Source organism: Sphingobacterium sp. SRCM116780 (genome assembly GCF_021442025.1).
Taxonomy (GTDB): domain Bacteria; phylum Bacteroidota; class Bacteroidia; order Sphingobacteriales; family Sphingobacteriaceae; genus Sphingobacterium.
Genome location: NZ_CP090446.1, coordinates 2815879 through 2833349 on the forward strand (window position 1 = coordinate 2815879; position 17471 = coordinate 2833349).

At 35.6% G+C, this 17471-nt stretch carries 19 protein-coding genes; 5 read left to right on the forward strand and 14 right to left on the reverse strand.

The genetic code is table 11. The features are described from left to right. Positions 1 to 109 precede the first annotated feature (109 nt). The 5 genes from hemJ to LZQ00_RS12145 form a co-directional block, all read right to left on the reverse strand. Entirely contained in the window at positions 110 to 655 is a 546-nt protein-coding gene (gene hemJ / locus LZQ00_RS12125; RefSeq protein ID WP_262910911.1) for a protoporphyrinogen oxidase HemJ, read from the reverse strand. 128 nt (positions 656 to 783) lie between these two features. After that, entirely contained in the window at positions 784 to 1821 is a 1038-nt protein-coding gene (hemE, locus tag LZQ00_RS12130; protein WP_234509557.1) for a uroporphyrinogen decarboxylase, read from the reverse strand. Then, on the reverse strand, positions 1821 to 2339 hold the full coding sequence (locus LZQ00_RS12135) for a hypothetical protein (protein ID WP_234509558.1): 519 nt from the start codon (positions 2337 to 2339) through the stop codon (positions 1821 to 1823). Before LZQ00_RS12135 ends, hemE begins: the two co-directional genes overlap by 1 nt. A 9-nt stretch (positions 2340 to 2348) precedes the next feature. Continuing rightward, positions 2349 to 3056 (reverse strand): response regulator transcription factor, encoded by a 708-nt coding sequence (locus LZQ00_RS12140; RefSeq protein ID WP_021189964.1) that lies wholly within the window; start codon positions 3054 to 3056, stop codon positions 2349 to 2351. Then, the gene (locus LZQ00_RS12145; RefSeq protein WP_234509559.1) at positions 3046 to 3921 is read right to left on the reverse strand and encodes a sensor histidine kinase; all 876 of its coding nucleotides are present in this window, start codon (positions 3919 to 3921) and stop codon (positions 3046 to 3048) included. The genes LZQ00_RS12140 and LZQ00_RS12145 overlap by 11 nt, the downstream gene beginning before the upstream one ends. 135 nt (positions 3922 to 4056) lie before the next feature. On the opposite strand from LZQ00_RS12145, the gene LZQ00_RS12150 reads away from it, so the two are divergent. Further along, a complete protein-coding gene (locus tag LZQ00_RS12150; RefSeq protein ID WP_234509560.1) occupies positions 4057 to 4761 on the forward strand; it encodes a YjjG family noncanonical pyrimidine nucleotidase in 705 nt (234 codons plus the stop codon). 194 nt (positions 4762 to 4955) lie between these two features. Here the strand turns inward: LZQ00_RS12150 and LZQ00_RS12155 are convergent, their stop codons facing one another. The 3 genes from LZQ00_RS12155 to LZQ00_RS12165 all read right to left on the reverse strand — a co-directional run bounded on the left by LZQ00_RS12155 (position 4956) and on the right by LZQ00_RS12165 (position 8672). Next, a complete protein-coding gene (locus tag LZQ00_RS12155; RefSeq protein ID WP_234509561.1) occupies positions 4956 to 5762 on the reverse strand; it encodes a DUF1080 domain-containing protein in 807 nt (268 codons plus the stop codon). Between the two features lie 56 nt (positions 5763 to 5818). Beyond that, the gene (locus tag LZQ00_RS12160) at positions 5819 to 8272 is read right to left on the reverse strand and encodes a TonB-dependent receptor domain-containing protein (RefSeq protein ID WP_234509562.1); all 2454 of its coding nucleotides are present in this window, start codon (positions 8270 to 8272) and stop codon (positions 5819 to 5821) included. A 118-nt stretch (positions 8273 to 8390) separates the two neighbouring features. Then, complete coding sequence (locus LZQ00_RS12165; RefSeq protein WP_234509563.1) at positions 8391 to 8672, reverse strand: ATP-dependent Clp protease adaptor ClpS; 282 nt, start codon at positions 8670 to 8672, stop codon at positions 8391 to 8393. Between the two features lie 76 nt (positions 8673 to 8748). Between LZQ00_RS12165 and LZQ00_RS12170 the strand changes: the two genes are divergently transcribed. Next, on the forward strand, positions 8749 to 9795 hold the full coding sequence (locus tag LZQ00_RS12170) for a 3-oxoacyl-ACP synthase III family protein (protein ID WP_234509564.1): 1047 nt from the start codon (positions 8749 to 8751) through the stop codon (positions 9793 to 9795). Positions 9796 to 9825: 30 nt separating this feature from the next. Here the strand turns inward: LZQ00_RS12170 and LZQ00_RS12175 are convergent, their stop codons facing one another. Continuing rightward, entirely contained in the window at positions 9826 to 10521 is a 696-nt protein-coding gene (locus LZQ00_RS12175) for a DUF4919 domain-containing protein (protein WP_234509565.1), read from the reverse strand. A 275-nt stretch (positions 10522 to 10796) separates the two neighbouring features. Between LZQ00_RS12175 and LZQ00_RS12180 the strand changes: the two genes are divergently transcribed. The 3 genes from LZQ00_RS12180 to LZQ00_RS12190 are packed head-to-tail and all read left to right on the forward strand — an operon-like array spanning position 10797 to position 13391. Then, entirely contained in the window at positions 10797 to 11783 is a 987-nt protein-coding gene (locus LZQ00_RS12180) for a DUF2157 domain-containing protein (RefSeq protein ID WP_234509566.1), read from the forward strand. 38 nt (positions 11784 to 11821) lie between these two features. Further along, positions 11822 to 12916 (forward strand): DUF4401 domain-containing protein, encoded by a 1095-nt coding sequence (locus tag LZQ00_RS12185; RefSeq protein ID WP_234509567.1) that lies wholly within the window; start codon positions 11822 to 11824, stop codon positions 12914 to 12916. Further along, on the forward strand, positions 12903 to 13391 hold the full coding sequence (locus LZQ00_RS12190) for a GDYXXLXY domain-containing protein (protein WP_234509568.1): 489 nt from the start codon (positions 12903 to 12905) through the stop codon (positions 13389 to 13391). Before LZQ00_RS12185 ends, LZQ00_RS12190 begins: the two co-directional genes overlap by 14 nt. A 73-nt stretch (positions 13392 to 13464) precedes the next feature. On the opposite strand, the gene atpG is transcribed toward LZQ00_RS12190, so the two are convergent. From atpG to atpE, 5 genes are all read right to left on the reverse strand, one after another. Then, positions 13465 to 14358, reverse strand: coding sequence for an ATP synthase F1 subunit gamma (gene atpG / locus LZQ00_RS12195; RefSeq protein ID WP_234509569.1), 894 nt, complete (start codon positions 14356 to 14358; stop codon positions 13465 to 13467). 119 nt (positions 14359 to 14477) lie between these two features. Beyond that, positions 14478 to 16052, reverse strand: a complete 1575-nt coding sequence (gene atpA, locus LZQ00_RS12200; RefSeq protein ID WP_234509570.1) for a F0F1 ATP synthase subunit alpha — start codon at positions 16050 to 16052, stop codon at positions 14478 to 14480. 49 nt (positions 16053 to 16101) lie between these two features. Next, positions 16102 to 16647, reverse strand: a complete 546-nt coding sequence (locus LZQ00_RS12205; RefSeq protein ID WP_234509571.1) for a F0F1 ATP synthase subunit delta — start codon at positions 16645 to 16647, stop codon at positions 16102 to 16104. A gap of 32 nt (positions 16648 to 16679) precedes the next feature. Next, positions 16680 to 17180, reverse strand: coding sequence for a F0F1 ATP synthase subunit B (locus LZQ00_RS12210; protein WP_234509572.1), 501 nt, complete (start codon positions 17178 to 17180; stop codon positions 16680 to 16682). A gap of 91 nt (positions 17181 to 17271) precedes the next feature. Further along, complete coding sequence (gene atpE / locus LZQ00_RS12215) at positions 17272 to 17460, reverse strand: ATP synthase F0 subunit C (RefSeq protein WP_021188666.1); 189 nt, start codon at positions 17458 to 17460, stop codon at positions 17272 to 17274. Positions 17461 to 17471 lie beyond the last annotated feature (11 nt).

Sequence of the window (17471 nt, forward strand, 5' to 3'; positions counted from 1 at the left end):
CATAATTCTTCCCCCACTTCTCCTAAAATAAGTCTGTTTACTTTTTCTCGTTTTTATAAAAGGGAAGAGTTGGTTTTTATTTCTTGGAAAGATGAAGATAAATTAGATCTTACTTATTACCTTTTGATAGTCTGTATTTTTTATACGCCTTAATCAATAACATTAACAAAATGGCTAAAGATAAAAGACCAAGTACACCATAGATCCAATTTAATGCAGATTTTAAAATAACGGTAAATACAATGGCAAATAATAGAATGGTTGCTACTTCATTCCACATGCGGAGTTTGGAAGAACTTAATGTTGATTTTTCATCACGGAGGTTGAACATCATACGCTGACTGATGAAATGATAAGTGATCATACCTGCTACAAATAACAGCTTCACTTGCATCCAGCCCATTTGTAATAATTCGGGATTGATATACAACATGACCAATGCAGAGATAACCGTAATATACATGGATGGTGTCGTAATCACCCACCACAAACGGTTTTCCATGATCGAGAATTGTTTATGTAAAACAGTATAGGCTTCTTTAGATTGATCCTTAGCTTCCGTATGATAAATAAATAATCGAGGCATATAAAATAAACCTGCCATCCAACAAATAACAAATATAATATGTACAGCCTTAGCGTAGAGATAAACCATGAGTATAATGAATTAGGACAAAGATAGCCGAATATTTTTTTAATTAGAAGAGATTGATAGAAGATCTGAAAACAAGACAAGGAACATAAAGTATATGCTCCTTGTTTTATTTCATACTTATTAAGTTATTAATACCTGAATTCTTTTACAACTTCAATGGCGTATTTTACGTTATCGAAAGGAATATCAGGCATGATTCCATGTCCTAAATTAAAAATAAATCCGTTTTCTCCGCGCATGCGTTCAAACAATTGGATTATTTTATCTTTGATTACTTTTTTGTCCGCATATAAAACGAAAGGATCTAAATTACCCTGAACAGCAATCCCTGAAGGCAACGATTGCTTAATATTTTTTAAATCAGCATTCCAATCTACTGAAATTACATCGGGTTTTGCCTCTGCCATAATAGGAGCAAAAACAGAAGAACCCTTACAAAATGAAATCACTGGAATATCCTGCCGATTCAATTTAGCTATAATCTGCTGATTGTAATAATGCGAGAACTCTTGATAATCATTCCAAGATAATGCCAATGCCCAGCTATCAAATAATTGAATAGCATTTACCCCTGCAGCGATCTGCATATTCAAATATTCCACGGTAACATCCGCGATTTTCTGAAGAATAGTATGCGCCAGCTTAGGCTCATTATTCAACATCAATTTAGTCAATTTGAAATCTTTTGAAGAAGCCCCTTCCACTAAGTAACTCAAGATGGTAAAAGGTGCACCAGCAAAACCAATTAAAGGAATACTGCCATTCAAACGTTGTTGAATAACTTTTATCGCATCAGCAACATATTCCAATTTGGGAAGACAATCTGTTGTCAATTTATCAGCATCCGCAAAAGAGCGCACTGGATTTGCAAAACGAGGACCTACCCCTTGTTCAAAACTCAAATCCCCACCCATAGCTTCTGCAGTTACCAAAATATCGGAAAACAAAATTGCAGCATCAATTCCTAATAAATCAACAGGCAACATGGTTACATCGGCTGCAATTTCTGGAGTTTTGCACATTTCCAAAAAGGAATATTTATTTTTTATCTCCCAATACTGAGGCATAAATCTTCCAGCTTGGCGCATCATCCACACAGGTGGACGTTCTGTCTGCTGCGAAAATGCAGCTCTAATCAATAAGTCGTTTTGTAAAGTAGTACTCACTATATATGTTTTGAAATTTCGTTTTGTATTTTTCCAATTATACTCATCTGACGTTCCGTTAGGGTTAGCTTCTTAGTCACGTCAATATACGTCTGAGCACGTTCATACGCTTCTTTTCGTAAACTAATATTGGCCAAGTTGATCAAGATCATCCCTCTTTCATTATCCTTTTTCCAAGGTAATCGAGAGGCTAATTGGAAATGGTATTCTGCTTCATCGATGCGATCCTCATGGAGAGAAATAGTACCCATCATATATTCATAAATATTACGACGGCCTTTTCTCAGACGATCAGGATTCTTCACCTCCGCCAACAGTAATTTTGCTTTTGTGTAGTTTTGTTTATGGAACGCGTCACTAGCCATCGCTACTGAGCTCTCTCGGAGATGACTCCAAACTAAATAACAAACTCCACCCGCAATCAGGATGGAAGTCTGATAATGACCCCCATAAACCCCATACCCAATCAATAATAATGCAATAATAATAACAGCTACACGAGCCTTAAATGTCATCATAAAATATTACTATGCGTTGTTATCTGTAAACTTATAGCCTACCCCACGAATAGAGTGGAAATAAATAGGATGCTTTTGATCAGGTTCAAAATATTTACGGAAAGTCAATATAAAATTATCAATCGTACGTGTCGAAGGATAAACATCATAGTTCCATACCGTTTCTAAAATTTGTTCACGAGAAACAGCCTCATTACGACGCTCAATAAGCAACTTCAACAACATTGTCTCCTTCTTTGTCAAAGATGTAATGGTACCATCAGCGTGATGCAATTCGTAAGAATTAAAATAAATTGTCTTGTCGCCAATCTGATACGAGTTGAGCTCTTTCAAATCATCCGGTTTCAAACTTCTACGAACCAAGTTACCTACCCGAAGAATAAGTTCTTCTAAATTGAAGGGTTTTATTAAATAATCATCAGCTCCTTTTTTAAGTCCAGTAATACGATCTTCACTGCTATTTTTAGCCGTTAAAAACATAATCGGAACTTCAGTATTTTGAAGACGAATGGTTTCTGCTACTTGAAATCCATCAATTTCTGGAATCATGACATCCAAAATGATTAAGTTGAAGCGTTCTTCCTTGAAGATTTTCAAAGCCTTTTTACCGTCTGTCGCTGTTGTGACACGGTAGCCTTCTAACTCCAAATTTAACTTGATAGCCTCTAACAAGTGTTCTTCGTCCTCTACGAGTAGTATGCGTTGTTTACTTTGCATTTTTATCAAATGTTACTTCAAAAATACTCCCCGAAGGAGTGTTATCTTTTACTTTAATAGACGCGTTATGTTTCTGCAAAACCGTCTTCACTATATACAACCCCAAACCTGTTCCTTTAGTTTTACGAGTTGCCTCACTTCCTACACGATAAAATTTATTAAAGATAAGTTTTTTCTCTTCATCACGGATACCAATTCCATGATCCGCAACGGAAAAAATAATTCCATTGCCTTCATTTGCCAATTTAACAACAACATTTGCACATGGAGGTGAATATTTAATGGCATTCTCAATCAAATTGGTCACCACATTACTAATGGCAAACTTATCGGCATATAGCATGATATTCTCCTGTAAATTGGGTTTCAAAACCTGTGTACGGCATGCATTCTTTTGCAGACGATCAACGATTTGTTCCACCAATTCTGTCAAATTAAACTCTTCCTTTGGTAAATTAAAATTGCGATTTTCAAGTTTGGTGGTCATCAATACATTCTCCACCAAATCATCTAACCGTTCAATATCTTTCAATGAATTTTTAAGAAAAACCTGTTGCTGTTCTTTATCCAGATCTCTTTTTAAGATGGTTTGGATATACAATTTCACAGAAGCCAATGGAGATTTTAACTCATGTGTTATGGCAAGCAAAAAATTCTGTTGCTGTTGTTGTAATTTTTGTTCCCGGACAAATAGTTTTTTTAACCGCATCGCCCCCCACATAAAGATCAGTAAGAAAAATATACCTTCCCCGATGATCATCGGTTTCCGTTGAGGTTGAAATTGTACCAGCATAACTCCCCACCAAATCAATTGAGAGGTAGCATAAAAAACAAGAAAATAAAATAAAACAAGTGCTTTTTTCATACCATATATCGCAACAGAACAAAAATAACGATAAACAGAGGTATAAAAAAATGTGTTGGACTTTATGACACAAAGAGGAAAATTCAACAGACAAGAATACTTTTCCATCCTTGAGATTACCCTTATATTTGCACTATGTTTAAAAACAAAAAAAAGGATATATTCTTCGATTTGGACCATACCATTTGGGATTTTGACAAAAATGCAGAAGAGACATTGCATGAATTATACTATCAATATCAATTTGATCAATTATTCCAACAGCCAACTTCTGAACTCTTCATTCAAACCTATACCGTTAATAATCACCGTCTTTGGAATCTGTACCATCATGGTAAAATAGATAAAACAGAATTACGTCGAGCCCGTTTTGCAGATACCTTTACACAACTAGGGGTCGATCCGATACTTTTTCCAAAGAATTTTGAAGAAGAATATTTATTCATTTGTCCACAAAAGACAAATTTATTTCCACATGCACATGAAACATTAACTTATCTGTATGATCAGTATAATTTACATTTGATTTCCAATGGATTTAAAGAAGCTTGCGAGACCAAATTAGCGACAAGCGATTTGAATAAATATTTCAAAAATGTCTTTATATCTGAAGTTGTTGGTGTCAATAAACCAGATCCTCGAATATTCCATTTCGCCATCAATCAAGCGGATGCACGGGCATATACTTCCATGATGATTGGCGATAATTTGGATGCCGATGTTCGTGGCGCTATGCAGGTAGGAATGGATGCTATATTTTTTAATCCTACATGGGCAGAAAAACCACAAGATATACCGCACATGATCACGAATTTAAAAGAACTACAATCTATTTTATAAAGGTATTTATTGTACATAACTATTTTCCTGTTCAGAGCAGATCACCGATACCGTTTGAACGCGATACTTCTCGAAAACAATCGAACCAGTTGACTTTACCATAATAGCTATAGCGGCATACAAGAAAAAACAGAGCATAAAAAAAGCGAGCTTGAAAAGAATCAAGCTCGCTTTTTTTATCCATTAAGATGCTGTTACAATTTTTTAACCGTGACATTTTTGAACCAAACATCATTACCATGATCTTGGAAACCAATAACACCAGATTTCGACTTACCACCTACATTTTTCAACAACTCATAAGCCAATGGCCATTTTGTTTCGCTGAATTTACTTTTTTGTAATAAATCAATCCAAGATTGATCCCAAAGCGTGTATTCAACAACTTTTACACCATTTTGCCATTGTTCAACTTTGCCATTATTCACCACGATCTTCACTTTATTCCATTCGCCATAAGGTTTAGCATTTTGAGGTTTAGCCGGAATCATATCATACAATGAAGTCGACTTACGATTACCATCTACTCCCATTTTAGCATCCGGATGATTTTCATTATCCAACACCTGACATTCTGGGCTAGAAATATAAATCGGTTGCCCTTCAACTTCCTTCGCTAAAAAGAAAATACCCGAGTTCGATCCTTTAGCAACTTTCCATTCCAATTCCAATTCAAAATTTTTGAAATCATACGCAAAAATTAAATCACCCCCTTCATCTTTTCCTACATTAGCTTGGCTGTCAAACTTGATGGCTCCATCATCAAGAACCCATTTTTTAGGAACGACAGTTTTATCATATCCACGCCATCCTTCTAAAGATGTACCATCAAAAAGGATATAGGCTCCTTGTTTATTTTTCTTAAATTTTTTCAAATTTACTCTCGGCAGATCTAAGATTTTATAAGCTGGAACTTCTTTTTTCTCTTGGGCAAATGACCCACTGATATTGGATGTGCAAGCGACTATTGCCGCTGCTAAAACGATTGCATTTAATTTCATGTCTATAGTTTAGTTTATTAAATTTAAAAAATTTGAATCACAATGAAGAATTTTTTTTAATATTCTTCGCCCCCGCTAACTTCATTTGGATTATTTTCTTTTTTCTTGAGCTTCGATAAATCCTGACTTCCGAATCTATACGAGAAAGAAAGTGTAAACATCCGTTTCATCCAGCGTCTTTCAAAATCAGAGATTAGCTGAGGAGTTTCCATATAACCCTCCATTTTCCTCGAGTTAAATAGATCACGCGCGTTAAACATAATCGAAGCTTTTTTATTCAATATATCTTTTTTCAAAGCAACATCAACACCCGTCATCGCATTCATATTTCCTTGTGCGACCACACGAGAAGAATTATAATCTCCTTTTACTTGCGCGGTAAAAGTTGGGGTAAGCCGATAATTCACGGTCAGATTCGAATTGTAAGCAAAGCCATTAGAACCCTTTAACTTGTAAGCTTCATTTGCTTTATAATTGATATTGATCAGGTTCAGATTGAACGTAAAATCGAAGTCCTTTGTTGCATTGACTTTCGAAATAAGTTCCAAACCAGATAAACTACGACTTGTTAAATTTTCCCATCTACTATAAGTTACACTATTGGTATTGTCTACACGAAAAACATAAGGCTGTATAACATCATTCGTATAGTTAAAATATGCGGAGCTAACCAAATTCACTTTACCAAAAGTTTTCGCGAAACTCAATTCAACAGCATGAACATCTTCAGGTTTTAAATTGGGATTACCCTGACGACGATTCATATCATCCGACACATCCAAAAATGGATTCACCTGCCAGCCTTGCGCACGTTGTACACGACGAGAATAACTCAACTGTACCTTATCACCAGCATCACCCACATCATAGGTCAAGAAAACTGTCGGATATAATCGAAAAAAATCTTGATTAGCATGTGTTTCTTTATCTACGACTGCAGGGTCTTTGGAAAAATAGGTAGATTTTAATTCAAATTGTTCTGCACGTAATCCCAATTGGTAGCCAATCTTTTTACTCAATCTGTTTTGATAATTTGCATATACTGCATGTACTGTACTGGTGAAATCAAAATCATTACTGATCAAATAATCGGGGAAATAATGACCATTGTTGACATTTAAAGTATCCGAGAATTGTGTGTCAAAAGATTTTCTAATTTGCGTACGATACCCCGCTTCAAACTTACTCGTTTCCGAAAACGGAAGTATATAGTCTGCCTGTAAATTAATCACTTTTCCATTTTCAGAAGTCACATTCTTCCGTCCACTATCTGGATTATCATCTGTATACTGTTGTACAAAATCATTTGTACCATCTTCTTTATCGTTTCCATAACTCGCAGTGGCAGTCAATTCCTCACCGGATCTTTTAAATTGATGTCTGAAATCAAAATTTAAATCATAGCCAAGATCATCTTCAAATTGTCTCGAATTACGATTACTTGTGCCTGATAATTTAGGATGATTAAAATATTGATAATTCAAATCTTCAGAACGATCACTGTTTCGAACACTTATATTCGCAGACAGTCCTAAAGTTGTTTTATCGGTTACAGAATAATCAACTCCAGCTTTAACGGTATGTCCCTTCCCTTTACGTGATGATTCGGACTCATTATAAATCCGACTATTATTATCCAAAAAGGTATTATCACTTTTCCCACTTCCAACCATATTTCGATGATTGAAATTATAGCTACCAAAATAATTAAACTTCTTATCCCGGTAATTCAACGTCAGCCCAGCCATATAATTATCATAAGATCCAACAGAAGCATTTACAGATCCATTCAGTCCTGTACGGATATTTTTCTTCATCACAATATTCACAATACCCGTCTGTCCCTCTGCATCATATTTCGATGAGGGATTCGTAATGATTTCGACCTTTTCAATTGAATTTGCAGGTAAACTTTGCAATAAAGCGGTCACGTTACTTCCTGCCATAGCAGACTCTTTCCCATCGATTAAAATCTTAACATTAGAGCCTCTCAGACTAACCGTACCATCTTGATCTACCTGTAGCGTAGGCACATTTGCCAGTAGATCTGTTGCGGTACCACCTGCACTCACTAAGCTTTCGCCTACATTAAAAACCTTGCGATCAATCCCGATCTGCATGGCAGGGACTTTTCCCTCCACAACAACTTCGTTTAATACTTCACCAGAAGGTTTCAATGTGAGTTTACCAAGATTGACAGAAGAAGAATTAGCGATTGTAACATTCGTTTTTAAGAAATCCAAATAGCCGACATAAGTAACTCGAAGTGTGAAAGTCCCATTTGGAACATCATTAAAAGTTATTACTCCTTTATCGTCAGATTGGGTTCCTTTTAAATAGGTTTGACTAGCACCAGTGAGTAAAGCTGCACTGGCATAATTGACTGTAGCACCAGTTTTTTCATCTACAAGTACGGCGGATATCTTTCCTGATTGTGCTAAAGCTAGCATTGGAAAGAACAAGGTTGTAATTAAAAAAGTAACAAGTAAAGATTGATTTTTTGATAACATACTGTCGTTATAAGCTATAATTTCACAAAAATGTATTTTTTTGTTGAACTAAAACTACTCGTAACCACTTTATTACCAAAAAGAAAAAGCGTGTTTAAGATAAATATACGCTTATATATTATTCTACAGAAACAGTCAAACCTTCTGCTTTCAAGATTTTCCGATAGATTTCCACTTCGGTCAATGAGCCTTCTAATATCGCACACTTACCTTCATTGTGAACCTTAAAGGCAATTCTTTCGGCTTCAGATTCTGAATACTGAAGATGATGCATCATACAAAAGATGACATGATCAAAAGTATTGATATCATCGTTCCAGAGAATCAATCGATTAGACTCTTTAACTGAAGCCAAAATTTCGGATAAGGAATAGGTCTCTTGCGCTGTTTCTGTACTCATAAGACAAAAGTAGTTTTAATTTTCAAAAAATACGTAATTTTACTGAATTTGAAAACTTAAACACTAACAAATCAGTATGTTTCAATCCAAAATCGCAGGTATCGGGTATTATGTCCCTAAGAATATCTATACAAATCAAGATCTAACTCGTTTTATGGATACGAGTGATGAGTGGATTCAAGAACGAACAGGGATCAAAGAGCGTCGATATGCGGATCGAATTGGTGAGACCACTACAACAATGGCTGTAGAAGCCTCTAAAATAGCCATAGAACGTGCCAATACAACTGCACAAGAAATAGATTTCATCATTTTTGCAACATTATCTCCAGACTACTATTTCCCAGGTTGTGGTGTACTCCTGCAAAGAGAGATGGGAATGAAAGAAGTTGGAGCTTTGGATATCAGAAATCAATGCTCGGGTTTTGTATACGCCTTATCTGTCGCGGACCAGTTTATCAAAACTGGTATGTACAAAAATATTTTAGTCGTAGGCTCAGAGAAGCATTCATTTGCCTTAGACTATTCGACAAGAGGTCGAGGCGTATCCGTTATCTTTGGAGATGGTGCTGGAGCTGTCGTTCTGCAACCGACTATAGAGGAGGGAAAAGGGATATTAAGCACCCATTTGCATTCAGATGGAGCAGATGCTGAAAAATTAGCCATGTATTTCCCTGGTGCTTCTGGTGGTATATGGCTCGATGAAAAACCAAAATGGCCAGAACAAGAACTTGGAGGGATGTTAATGACAAAAGAAATGCTTGATGATGGATCTGCCTTCCCTGTTATGGATGGTCAAGCTGTTTTCAAAAAAGCAGTAGTCAAATTCCCAGAAGTAATCGGAGAAGCATTAGCGAAAAATAAGTTAACAACAGCGGATATTAGCTTATTGGTACCACACCAAGCAAATCTAAGAATCTCACAATTTATCCAAAAAACACTAAGACTACGTGACGATCAGGTGTTCAACAATATTCAAAAATATGGAAATACCACTGCCGCTTCCGTACCAATCGCATTATGTGAGGCTTGGGAAGCAGGAAAAATAAAAGATGGTGACTTGGTTTGTTTAGCGGCTTTCGGAGCTGGATTTACTTGGGGATCTGCCTTAATCAGATGGTAATACAAAAAGGGGATTTAGAAAGATCCCCTTTTAATCATCCACGAATTCTTCTAATATTACTGGACTTTTATTAGATAATTGGGGTCTATTAATAAAATAGATAATTTTTCCGAATCTTTCATTTTTTGATAGCTGAATAAAATCAAACTCGCCAACTTGTGATTTTTCTAGTATATGAAGATTAAGCAAATTACAAAAGACATACTCATCACTTTCATTCATAATGTGGAAACCTTGATCTGGAGATTTCCCATCTCCTGAACTAGCTATTACCTTGATTAAACCAATAAGTGGTACCTGTAATTTTCTAACGAACGCATCATCTTGAAACTTATATGCTAATATATAGGCATTTTGTAGCGATCTCAAGTCAAGAGGATATTGATCTTTTGTTTTTAAATATGCTGTTTTAAAATCAGTATAATTCTCTGCAGTTACTTTTTGTGCTAATTTTTGAATGCTTTCATTTCCCTTGCTCAGTGGATTGTAATTATCCTGCAAACATTGTCCATAATAAATCACATAATACTGCTCTTCGGTTAAAGTCGAATCCATTTCCAAAAACCTTTTTAATAATTTGGGATAATGATTGTCAGATTGGTTATCTGAAATAACTTTTTTAATATCCGCATATACAGGAGCAAAGCTTTTCACAATTTGAGCTTGTACAGACACTGTAAAAACTACCATACAACTTAAAGAGGTAAAAATTTTATATAGATTCATTTGAATAAGAATAACGATAATCAATAATACCAAAATTTAACAGAATAAAAAAAGCAATAATAAATCATTATCTAGTGATAATGCTACAATAGCTTTATCCAGCGTCTTTCCAACATAGTTATTAACACAATGTGGATAACTATGTTAATAATTGATTTCCTTCCTGTAGATAGAATTCTAAATATTTACGACCTATTCCCTTTCCTAACACCAAACCTATTTTTATTAGATTAAATTAGGCAAAGAAATCCTACAATTTTTCACTAGATTTAGTAATGAAAAAAATTAATCGCGAAGATATATATATGACAAGCAAACATAGTGATTTGTCTAAGGAGGAAATAGGATACCTTTTAGAACAAAATAGCTATGCAGATAAGAAAGATTGGCAAAAATTCATCAATCTATTTGTGCTGACCTTAGGTATAGGATTTGTCACAACCGGTATCGTATTCTTCTTTGCATACAATTGGGCAGAGCTAAACAAGTTTCTTAAAATTGGTATTATCGGTATCCTACTTATTGCAACCACCGCAGGTAGTCTACTCGTAAAAAAGGAAGTTTATAAAAACTTAATCCTCACTGCAGCAGCTATGCTTGTTGGTGTATTATTTGCCGTATTTGGTCAAATTTACCAGACAGGTGCCAATGCTTATGACTTCTTTCTTGCTTGGACGTTGTTTATAACGCTGTGGGTAATCATTGCAAATTTTTACCCTCTTTGGTTATTATACTTACTCCTGATCAATACCACCATTGTGCTGTATAATGAACAAGTATTGACCAATCTGAATGATGTAGGTATCGTCACGTTACTTTTTTTCATCAATGGCTTGACACTCATTTTATTGCTACTCATTAATGAACGTCGAAAAACCTTGATTCCGTTATGGTTCAGAAACACATTAGCACTTGCCGTAACAACGATGTCCACCTTAGGTATTTGCTATTTCATATTTGATGATTACACTATTTCTGGCATATTATTAATTATTGGCACTCTCTGTTACTATCTATATGCGATCAAATATGCACTATCGAATAAAAGTATATTTTTGATTGCCTCAGTATCCTTTAGTGTCATGATCATTTTCTGTGCGTTATTGATAAAGGCATTTGAAGATGAAGCCGTTTTGTTTATCATCAGCCTTTTCGTACTCGTTGCAGTTACAGCTATTATTAAACTATTGTTGAATCTCCAAAAAAAATGGAACAATGAAATTAGCATCAGCACACCACCCACAAATCATGATGTATATTAATTGTTTATGCTAGCTTCATTACTGTTAAAAATTATTTTATGAAAACGAACGAAGAGATACAACACATAATAGCGGAAGTCAGCAAAGCTCGTCCTACAGCTATTCAAATAAATACAGAAAAAATAGTGGAAGAATATAGATTCTTATCCACAAACAAATCCAATATCGCCATAAAAGTATTGTCTATAGTCGGCGTCATCCTAAGTGTTTTCGCTTTTATTGCAGCTTTATATTTTCTACATCTATTGGATGAAAATATAAATTTACTTGTCTTTGGTTTCCTTTTACTGACCGTATCTATATTTTTTATAAAAAAATACAATACCATTATCATCGATACATCCAGCTTAGCCTTATATGCTTTGGGAGGGTGGATGCTGATCTATGGTATGGACATGGACAATACGAATCTTATACTGATCATCGTCATAGCCATTAGCATCGGCACGTTATTGATCGTACAACGCTATCTGCTATCCCTGTTCAACATACTATGCATTCTAATTGGTATAATAGGCTTGCTGATCCATAACTTCGAAAACTATCTTTTACTCTCCATTATGGCGGCCTTAGTCGCTATTGGTCTTATCTATCTTTTATCCAATGAAGCAACAATCCTAGCGAAAAGAAATTTGATTAGTACCCTATATGATTCCTTGAGAGATGCATTTACACTTACCTCGATTGGGATTACCGGATATATTATTTCTTCATCACATCATTTATTCTTGAATAACAGTGAAACCAATTGGAAAAATGCCTTATATCTCCTATCCGTAGCATATGGTATCGGTGTCCTATTCATGATCTATAAAATCATGCATAAATTAAACGTTAAAAAATCAGTATTGATGTTGAGCATCTATGTGTTAAGTATATTGATTTTAGCACCTACCATCATCAATCCAGGCATATCAGGAAGTATATTACTCCTATTCATCTGCTTTTATTATCAATATAAAATTGGCTTATCCCTAGCTATTATTGCATTCTTGTATTGTTTATGGCGATTTTACTATGACCTCAACTTCAGTTTACTGACAAAATCGATAGCGCTTATGCTTTCTGGTGTACTATTTTTAATCATATACTTCGTGATCAATATTAATAAATCTTCCAATGAAAAAATATAAAAACTGGATCATCATCGCCAATCTACTGATCATCATTGCTTATTTTAGCTTTACGATCGTTCAAAAAGAAAAAATCCTAAAAGATGGTCAAGTTATACTATTGCAATTGGCACCTGTTGATCCAAGATCGCTGATGCAAGGAGATTACATGACATTGCGCTATGCACTTGCTCAAAAATTCACGTTGAACGATGTCTCCAGAAGAGGCTATTTAGTGGTCAAATTAAACCGTTCAGGAGTAGCCGAAGCACTTCGAATTCAATCCAACATGACACCTTTAAATAAAGAAGAAATAGTCATTAAATATACCATGCCAAACAAGTATACACTCCTAATCGGTGCTGAATCTTACTTCTTTCAAGAAGGAGAAGCAGCGAAATATGACAAAGCAAAATTTGGAGGGATACAGGTTGATGACAAAGGAAACAGCTTGCTGATCGGTCTTTACGATGAAAACAGGAAAATGATTAAATAACATATAGGTGTAAAGAAAAAGGCGATGAAAGTTAAACTTTCATCGCCTTTTTTATATGGATATGAATCTTTATTTAGCCATTTGACAGTGCCGCTGCACCAGATACAATCTCCGTTAACTCTGTTGTAATAGCCGCCTGACGAGCTTGGTTGTAAGATAGTTTCAATGATTTTAACAAATCACCTGCATTATCCGTTGCTTTATCCATAGCTGTCATACGCGCTCCATGCTCAGAAGCATGGGAATCCAAAATAGCTTTGTATAATTGAATTTTAATCGCTTTTGGAATTAACTCCTCAATGATCTTCTCTTTAGAAGGTTCGATGATATAATCCACTTCAGCTGTTTTTTCCTTAGTAGCTTGATGATCTTCAGAAGGAAGCAATGGCAATATTTGTTCAGAAGTTAAGATTTGTACCGCAGCATTTCTGAATTGGTTATAGACCACTTCCACACGATCAAAATTACCCACCTTAAACTGTTCCATCACAAATTCAGTGATTTTTGAAGTGTTCGCAAAGTTCAAGTCAGCAAATAACTCACTATGATTAGCAATTATGTTATATGCAGGTTTTTTAACATAAAAATCATACCCTTTTTTACCTACCGTAATAATGCTTACATCACCTTTACGTAACTGATCAGCATACTTCTCAGCGACTAATTTATTCGCAGTTTTGATTGCGTTAGCATTGAAAGCACCAGCCAAACCTCTATTGGAAGAAACAACAATAATCAACACTTTATTCGGTTCGCGATCTACCGTATAAGGAGAGTTACTACCTTCTACGCTTGCAGATACATTAGCCAAAATATCACGAAGTTTATTCGCATACGGACGCAATTGAATAATCGCATTAGTAGCACGTTTTAATTTCGCCGCAGATACCATTTTCATCGCTTTGGTGATCTGCTGAGTTGATGTTACCGATGCAATACGGATTCTTACTTCTTTTAAATTTGCCATATCGAGATTGGAGATCAGAGATAGGAGACATGAGATTTGAGATATGAGATGCTGTATGGTTGAATAAACGATACGCAATCTACTGCCTCTTATCTCAAATCTAATATCTCAAACCTAAATTAATATTTTGATGCTAAATCTTTAGCTACTGTTTCTAATACTGAAGTTAACTCATCAGAGAATTTATTGGCTTTAAAAGCAGCTAAAACTTCTGGATGACGTTGCTCTAACAACGTTAAGTATTCTTCTTCAAATTCTCTTACTTTATTTACTGGAACAGAACGGAATAAACCTTTTGTACCTGCATAAATAATAGCGACCTGTTTTTCAACAGATACCGGAGAATATTGTGCTTGTTTCAAGATTTCAACGTTACGAATACCTTTGTCCAAAACACCTTTAGTTGCAGCATCTAAATCAGAACCAAATTTCGCGAAAGCCTCTAGCTCACGGTATTGTGCTTGGTCTAATTTCAATGTACCTGCTACTTTTTTCATCGGTTTGATTTGTGCATTACCACCCACACGTGATACCGAGATACCCACGTTGATCGCTGGACGAATACCTGCGTTAAACAAGTTAGACTCCAAGAAAATCTGACCATCGGTAATGGAAATTACGTTTGTAGGGATATAAGCAGAAACGTCACCTGCTTGCGTCTCGATGATAGGAAGAGCTGTTAATGAACCACCACCTTTTACTAAATGTCTGATCGACTCAGGAAGGTCATTCATATTTTTAGCAATCTCATCAGAAGCATTGATTTTCGCAGCTCTTTCTAATAAACGACTGTGCAAATAGAATACGTCACCTGGGTATGCTTCACGTCCTGGAGGTCTTTTCAATAATAAAGACACCTCACGGTAAGCTACCGCTTGTTTTGATAAATCATCATATACGATCAATGCTGGACGACCAGTATCACGGAAAAACTCTCCGATAGCAGCTCCTGCCATTGGTGCGTAGAATTGTAATGGAGCTGGATCTGCAGCAGAAGCAGCAACTACAACAGTATAAGCCATAGCACCACGTTCTTCTAACGTACGAACGATATTCGCAACAGTAGAGTTCTTTTGACCAACAGCAACATAGATACAAAATACAGGTTCACCTGCATCATAAAATTCTTTTTGGTTTAAGATGGTATCGATACACACAGCAGTTTTACCTGTTTGACGGTCACCGATAACCAACTCACGTTGTCCACGACCAACTGGAATCATCGCATCGATCGCTTTGATACCTGTTTGTAATGGCTCCGTTACGGGTTGACGGAACAAGACACCTGGAGCTTTACGCTCGATAGGCATTTCGTATGTCTCACCAGTGATAGGTCCTTTACCATCAATTGGCTGACCCAATGTATTCACAACACGACCACACATACCTTCACCTACTTTAATAGATGCGATACGGTTGGTACGTTTGATGGTATCACCTTCTTTCACGATATCGGAAGGGCCTAAAAGTACAACACCAACGTTATCTTCTTCTAAGTTTAATACGATACCTTGTAATCCGTTATCAAATTCAACCAATTCACCGGACTGAACTTTAGTTAAGCCGTAAATACGAGCAATACCGTCACCAATACTTAGTACGGTACCAACTTCCTCTAGTTCGGCTTCTGATTTAAAGCCCGACAATTGTTCTCTTAAAACTGCCGAAACTTCATCTGGTCTTACCTCTATCATTGTTATTATTATAAGGGGTTTTTGATTTTGTTAAATGCTAAAATCAACGTTATACACGTTGACCTTCAAAATATCTTTCTAATCTGTTTAATTTACCTGCAATGCTTGCATCATATTGTTTATTACCAATAGTGATTACAAAACCGCCGATCAGACTTTGATCAACTTTATTGGTAATGACTACCTGTGCATTGATTTGATTGGCAATCGTTGCTTTCAATTCTGATAAATTAGTATCAGAAAGTGGTGCTGCAGATGTTACTGTAGCCTTTACAATTCCTTTTACCTCATTGTACTCACGAACAAACTCATGAGCAGCAGCTTCAATAACTTCAGCACGACCTTTCGTGATCATGATGTTAAAGAATGATAAGATAGCAGGATTGATTTTATCTTTAAATAATGCCGCTAAGATATTTACTTTCTTATCCAATTTAACAATCGGATTAGACAATACTGCACGTAGCTCAGGGTTAGCTTTCAAAACAGCGATAAATTGATCCATATCGGTTTTGATAGCGTCCAAACTACCTTGTTCTTTTCCTAAATCAATTAATGATTTGGCGTATCTTGATGCTACTTTAAATACTGACATACTTCTTTAAATGATAAAATTTGAATGACCAATTAGTTAACTTTCACGTCTTTAAGCAAATCTGCTACTAATGCTTCTTGCTTATTTTGGTCTTCAAATTCCTTACTTAATACTTTACGCGCAATATCCAATGCTAAAGTAGAAACTTGACTTTTTACTTCTGCCATCGCTTTATTCTTTTGCTCGTTGATTTCGATTGATGCCTGCGCAATCATTTTTGCACCTTCTGCATGTGCATGATTTTTAGCTTCAGCAACAATTTTATCTTTCATTTCTTTTGCTTCTTTCAAGATTAAATCACGCTCTACTCTCGCTTCTTTTAATAATGCCTCATTTTCGTTTGTCAAACGAGCCATTTCTAATTTCGCTTTCTCTGCAGCATCTAATGCATCAGAAATACCTTGCTCACGCTCAGCTAATGCATTTACAATTGGTTTCCAAGCAAATTTACCTAATAAAAAGATAATGATTACTAAGATAATGACTTGCCAGAAAAACAAACCAAATGAAAACTGTTCTATTAATTTCTCCATTATGAATGATAATATTTTTTGTATTTCGTCTAATTGAAAGTATTATTTACGACCAACCGTCGCAAATAATACTTTTAAATTCATTGGGTGATTATTTACCTAACAATAACGCACCGAAAGCTAAACCTTCTAATAAGGCTCCGATAATGATCATCGCAGTTTGGATTTTACTAGCTGCTTCTGGTTGACGAGCGATTGCTTCCATTGCTGACCCACCGATTTTACCTAGACCTAATCCTGCTCCGATAACGATTAAACCTGCTCCAATTAAATTGTACATAATAAATGATT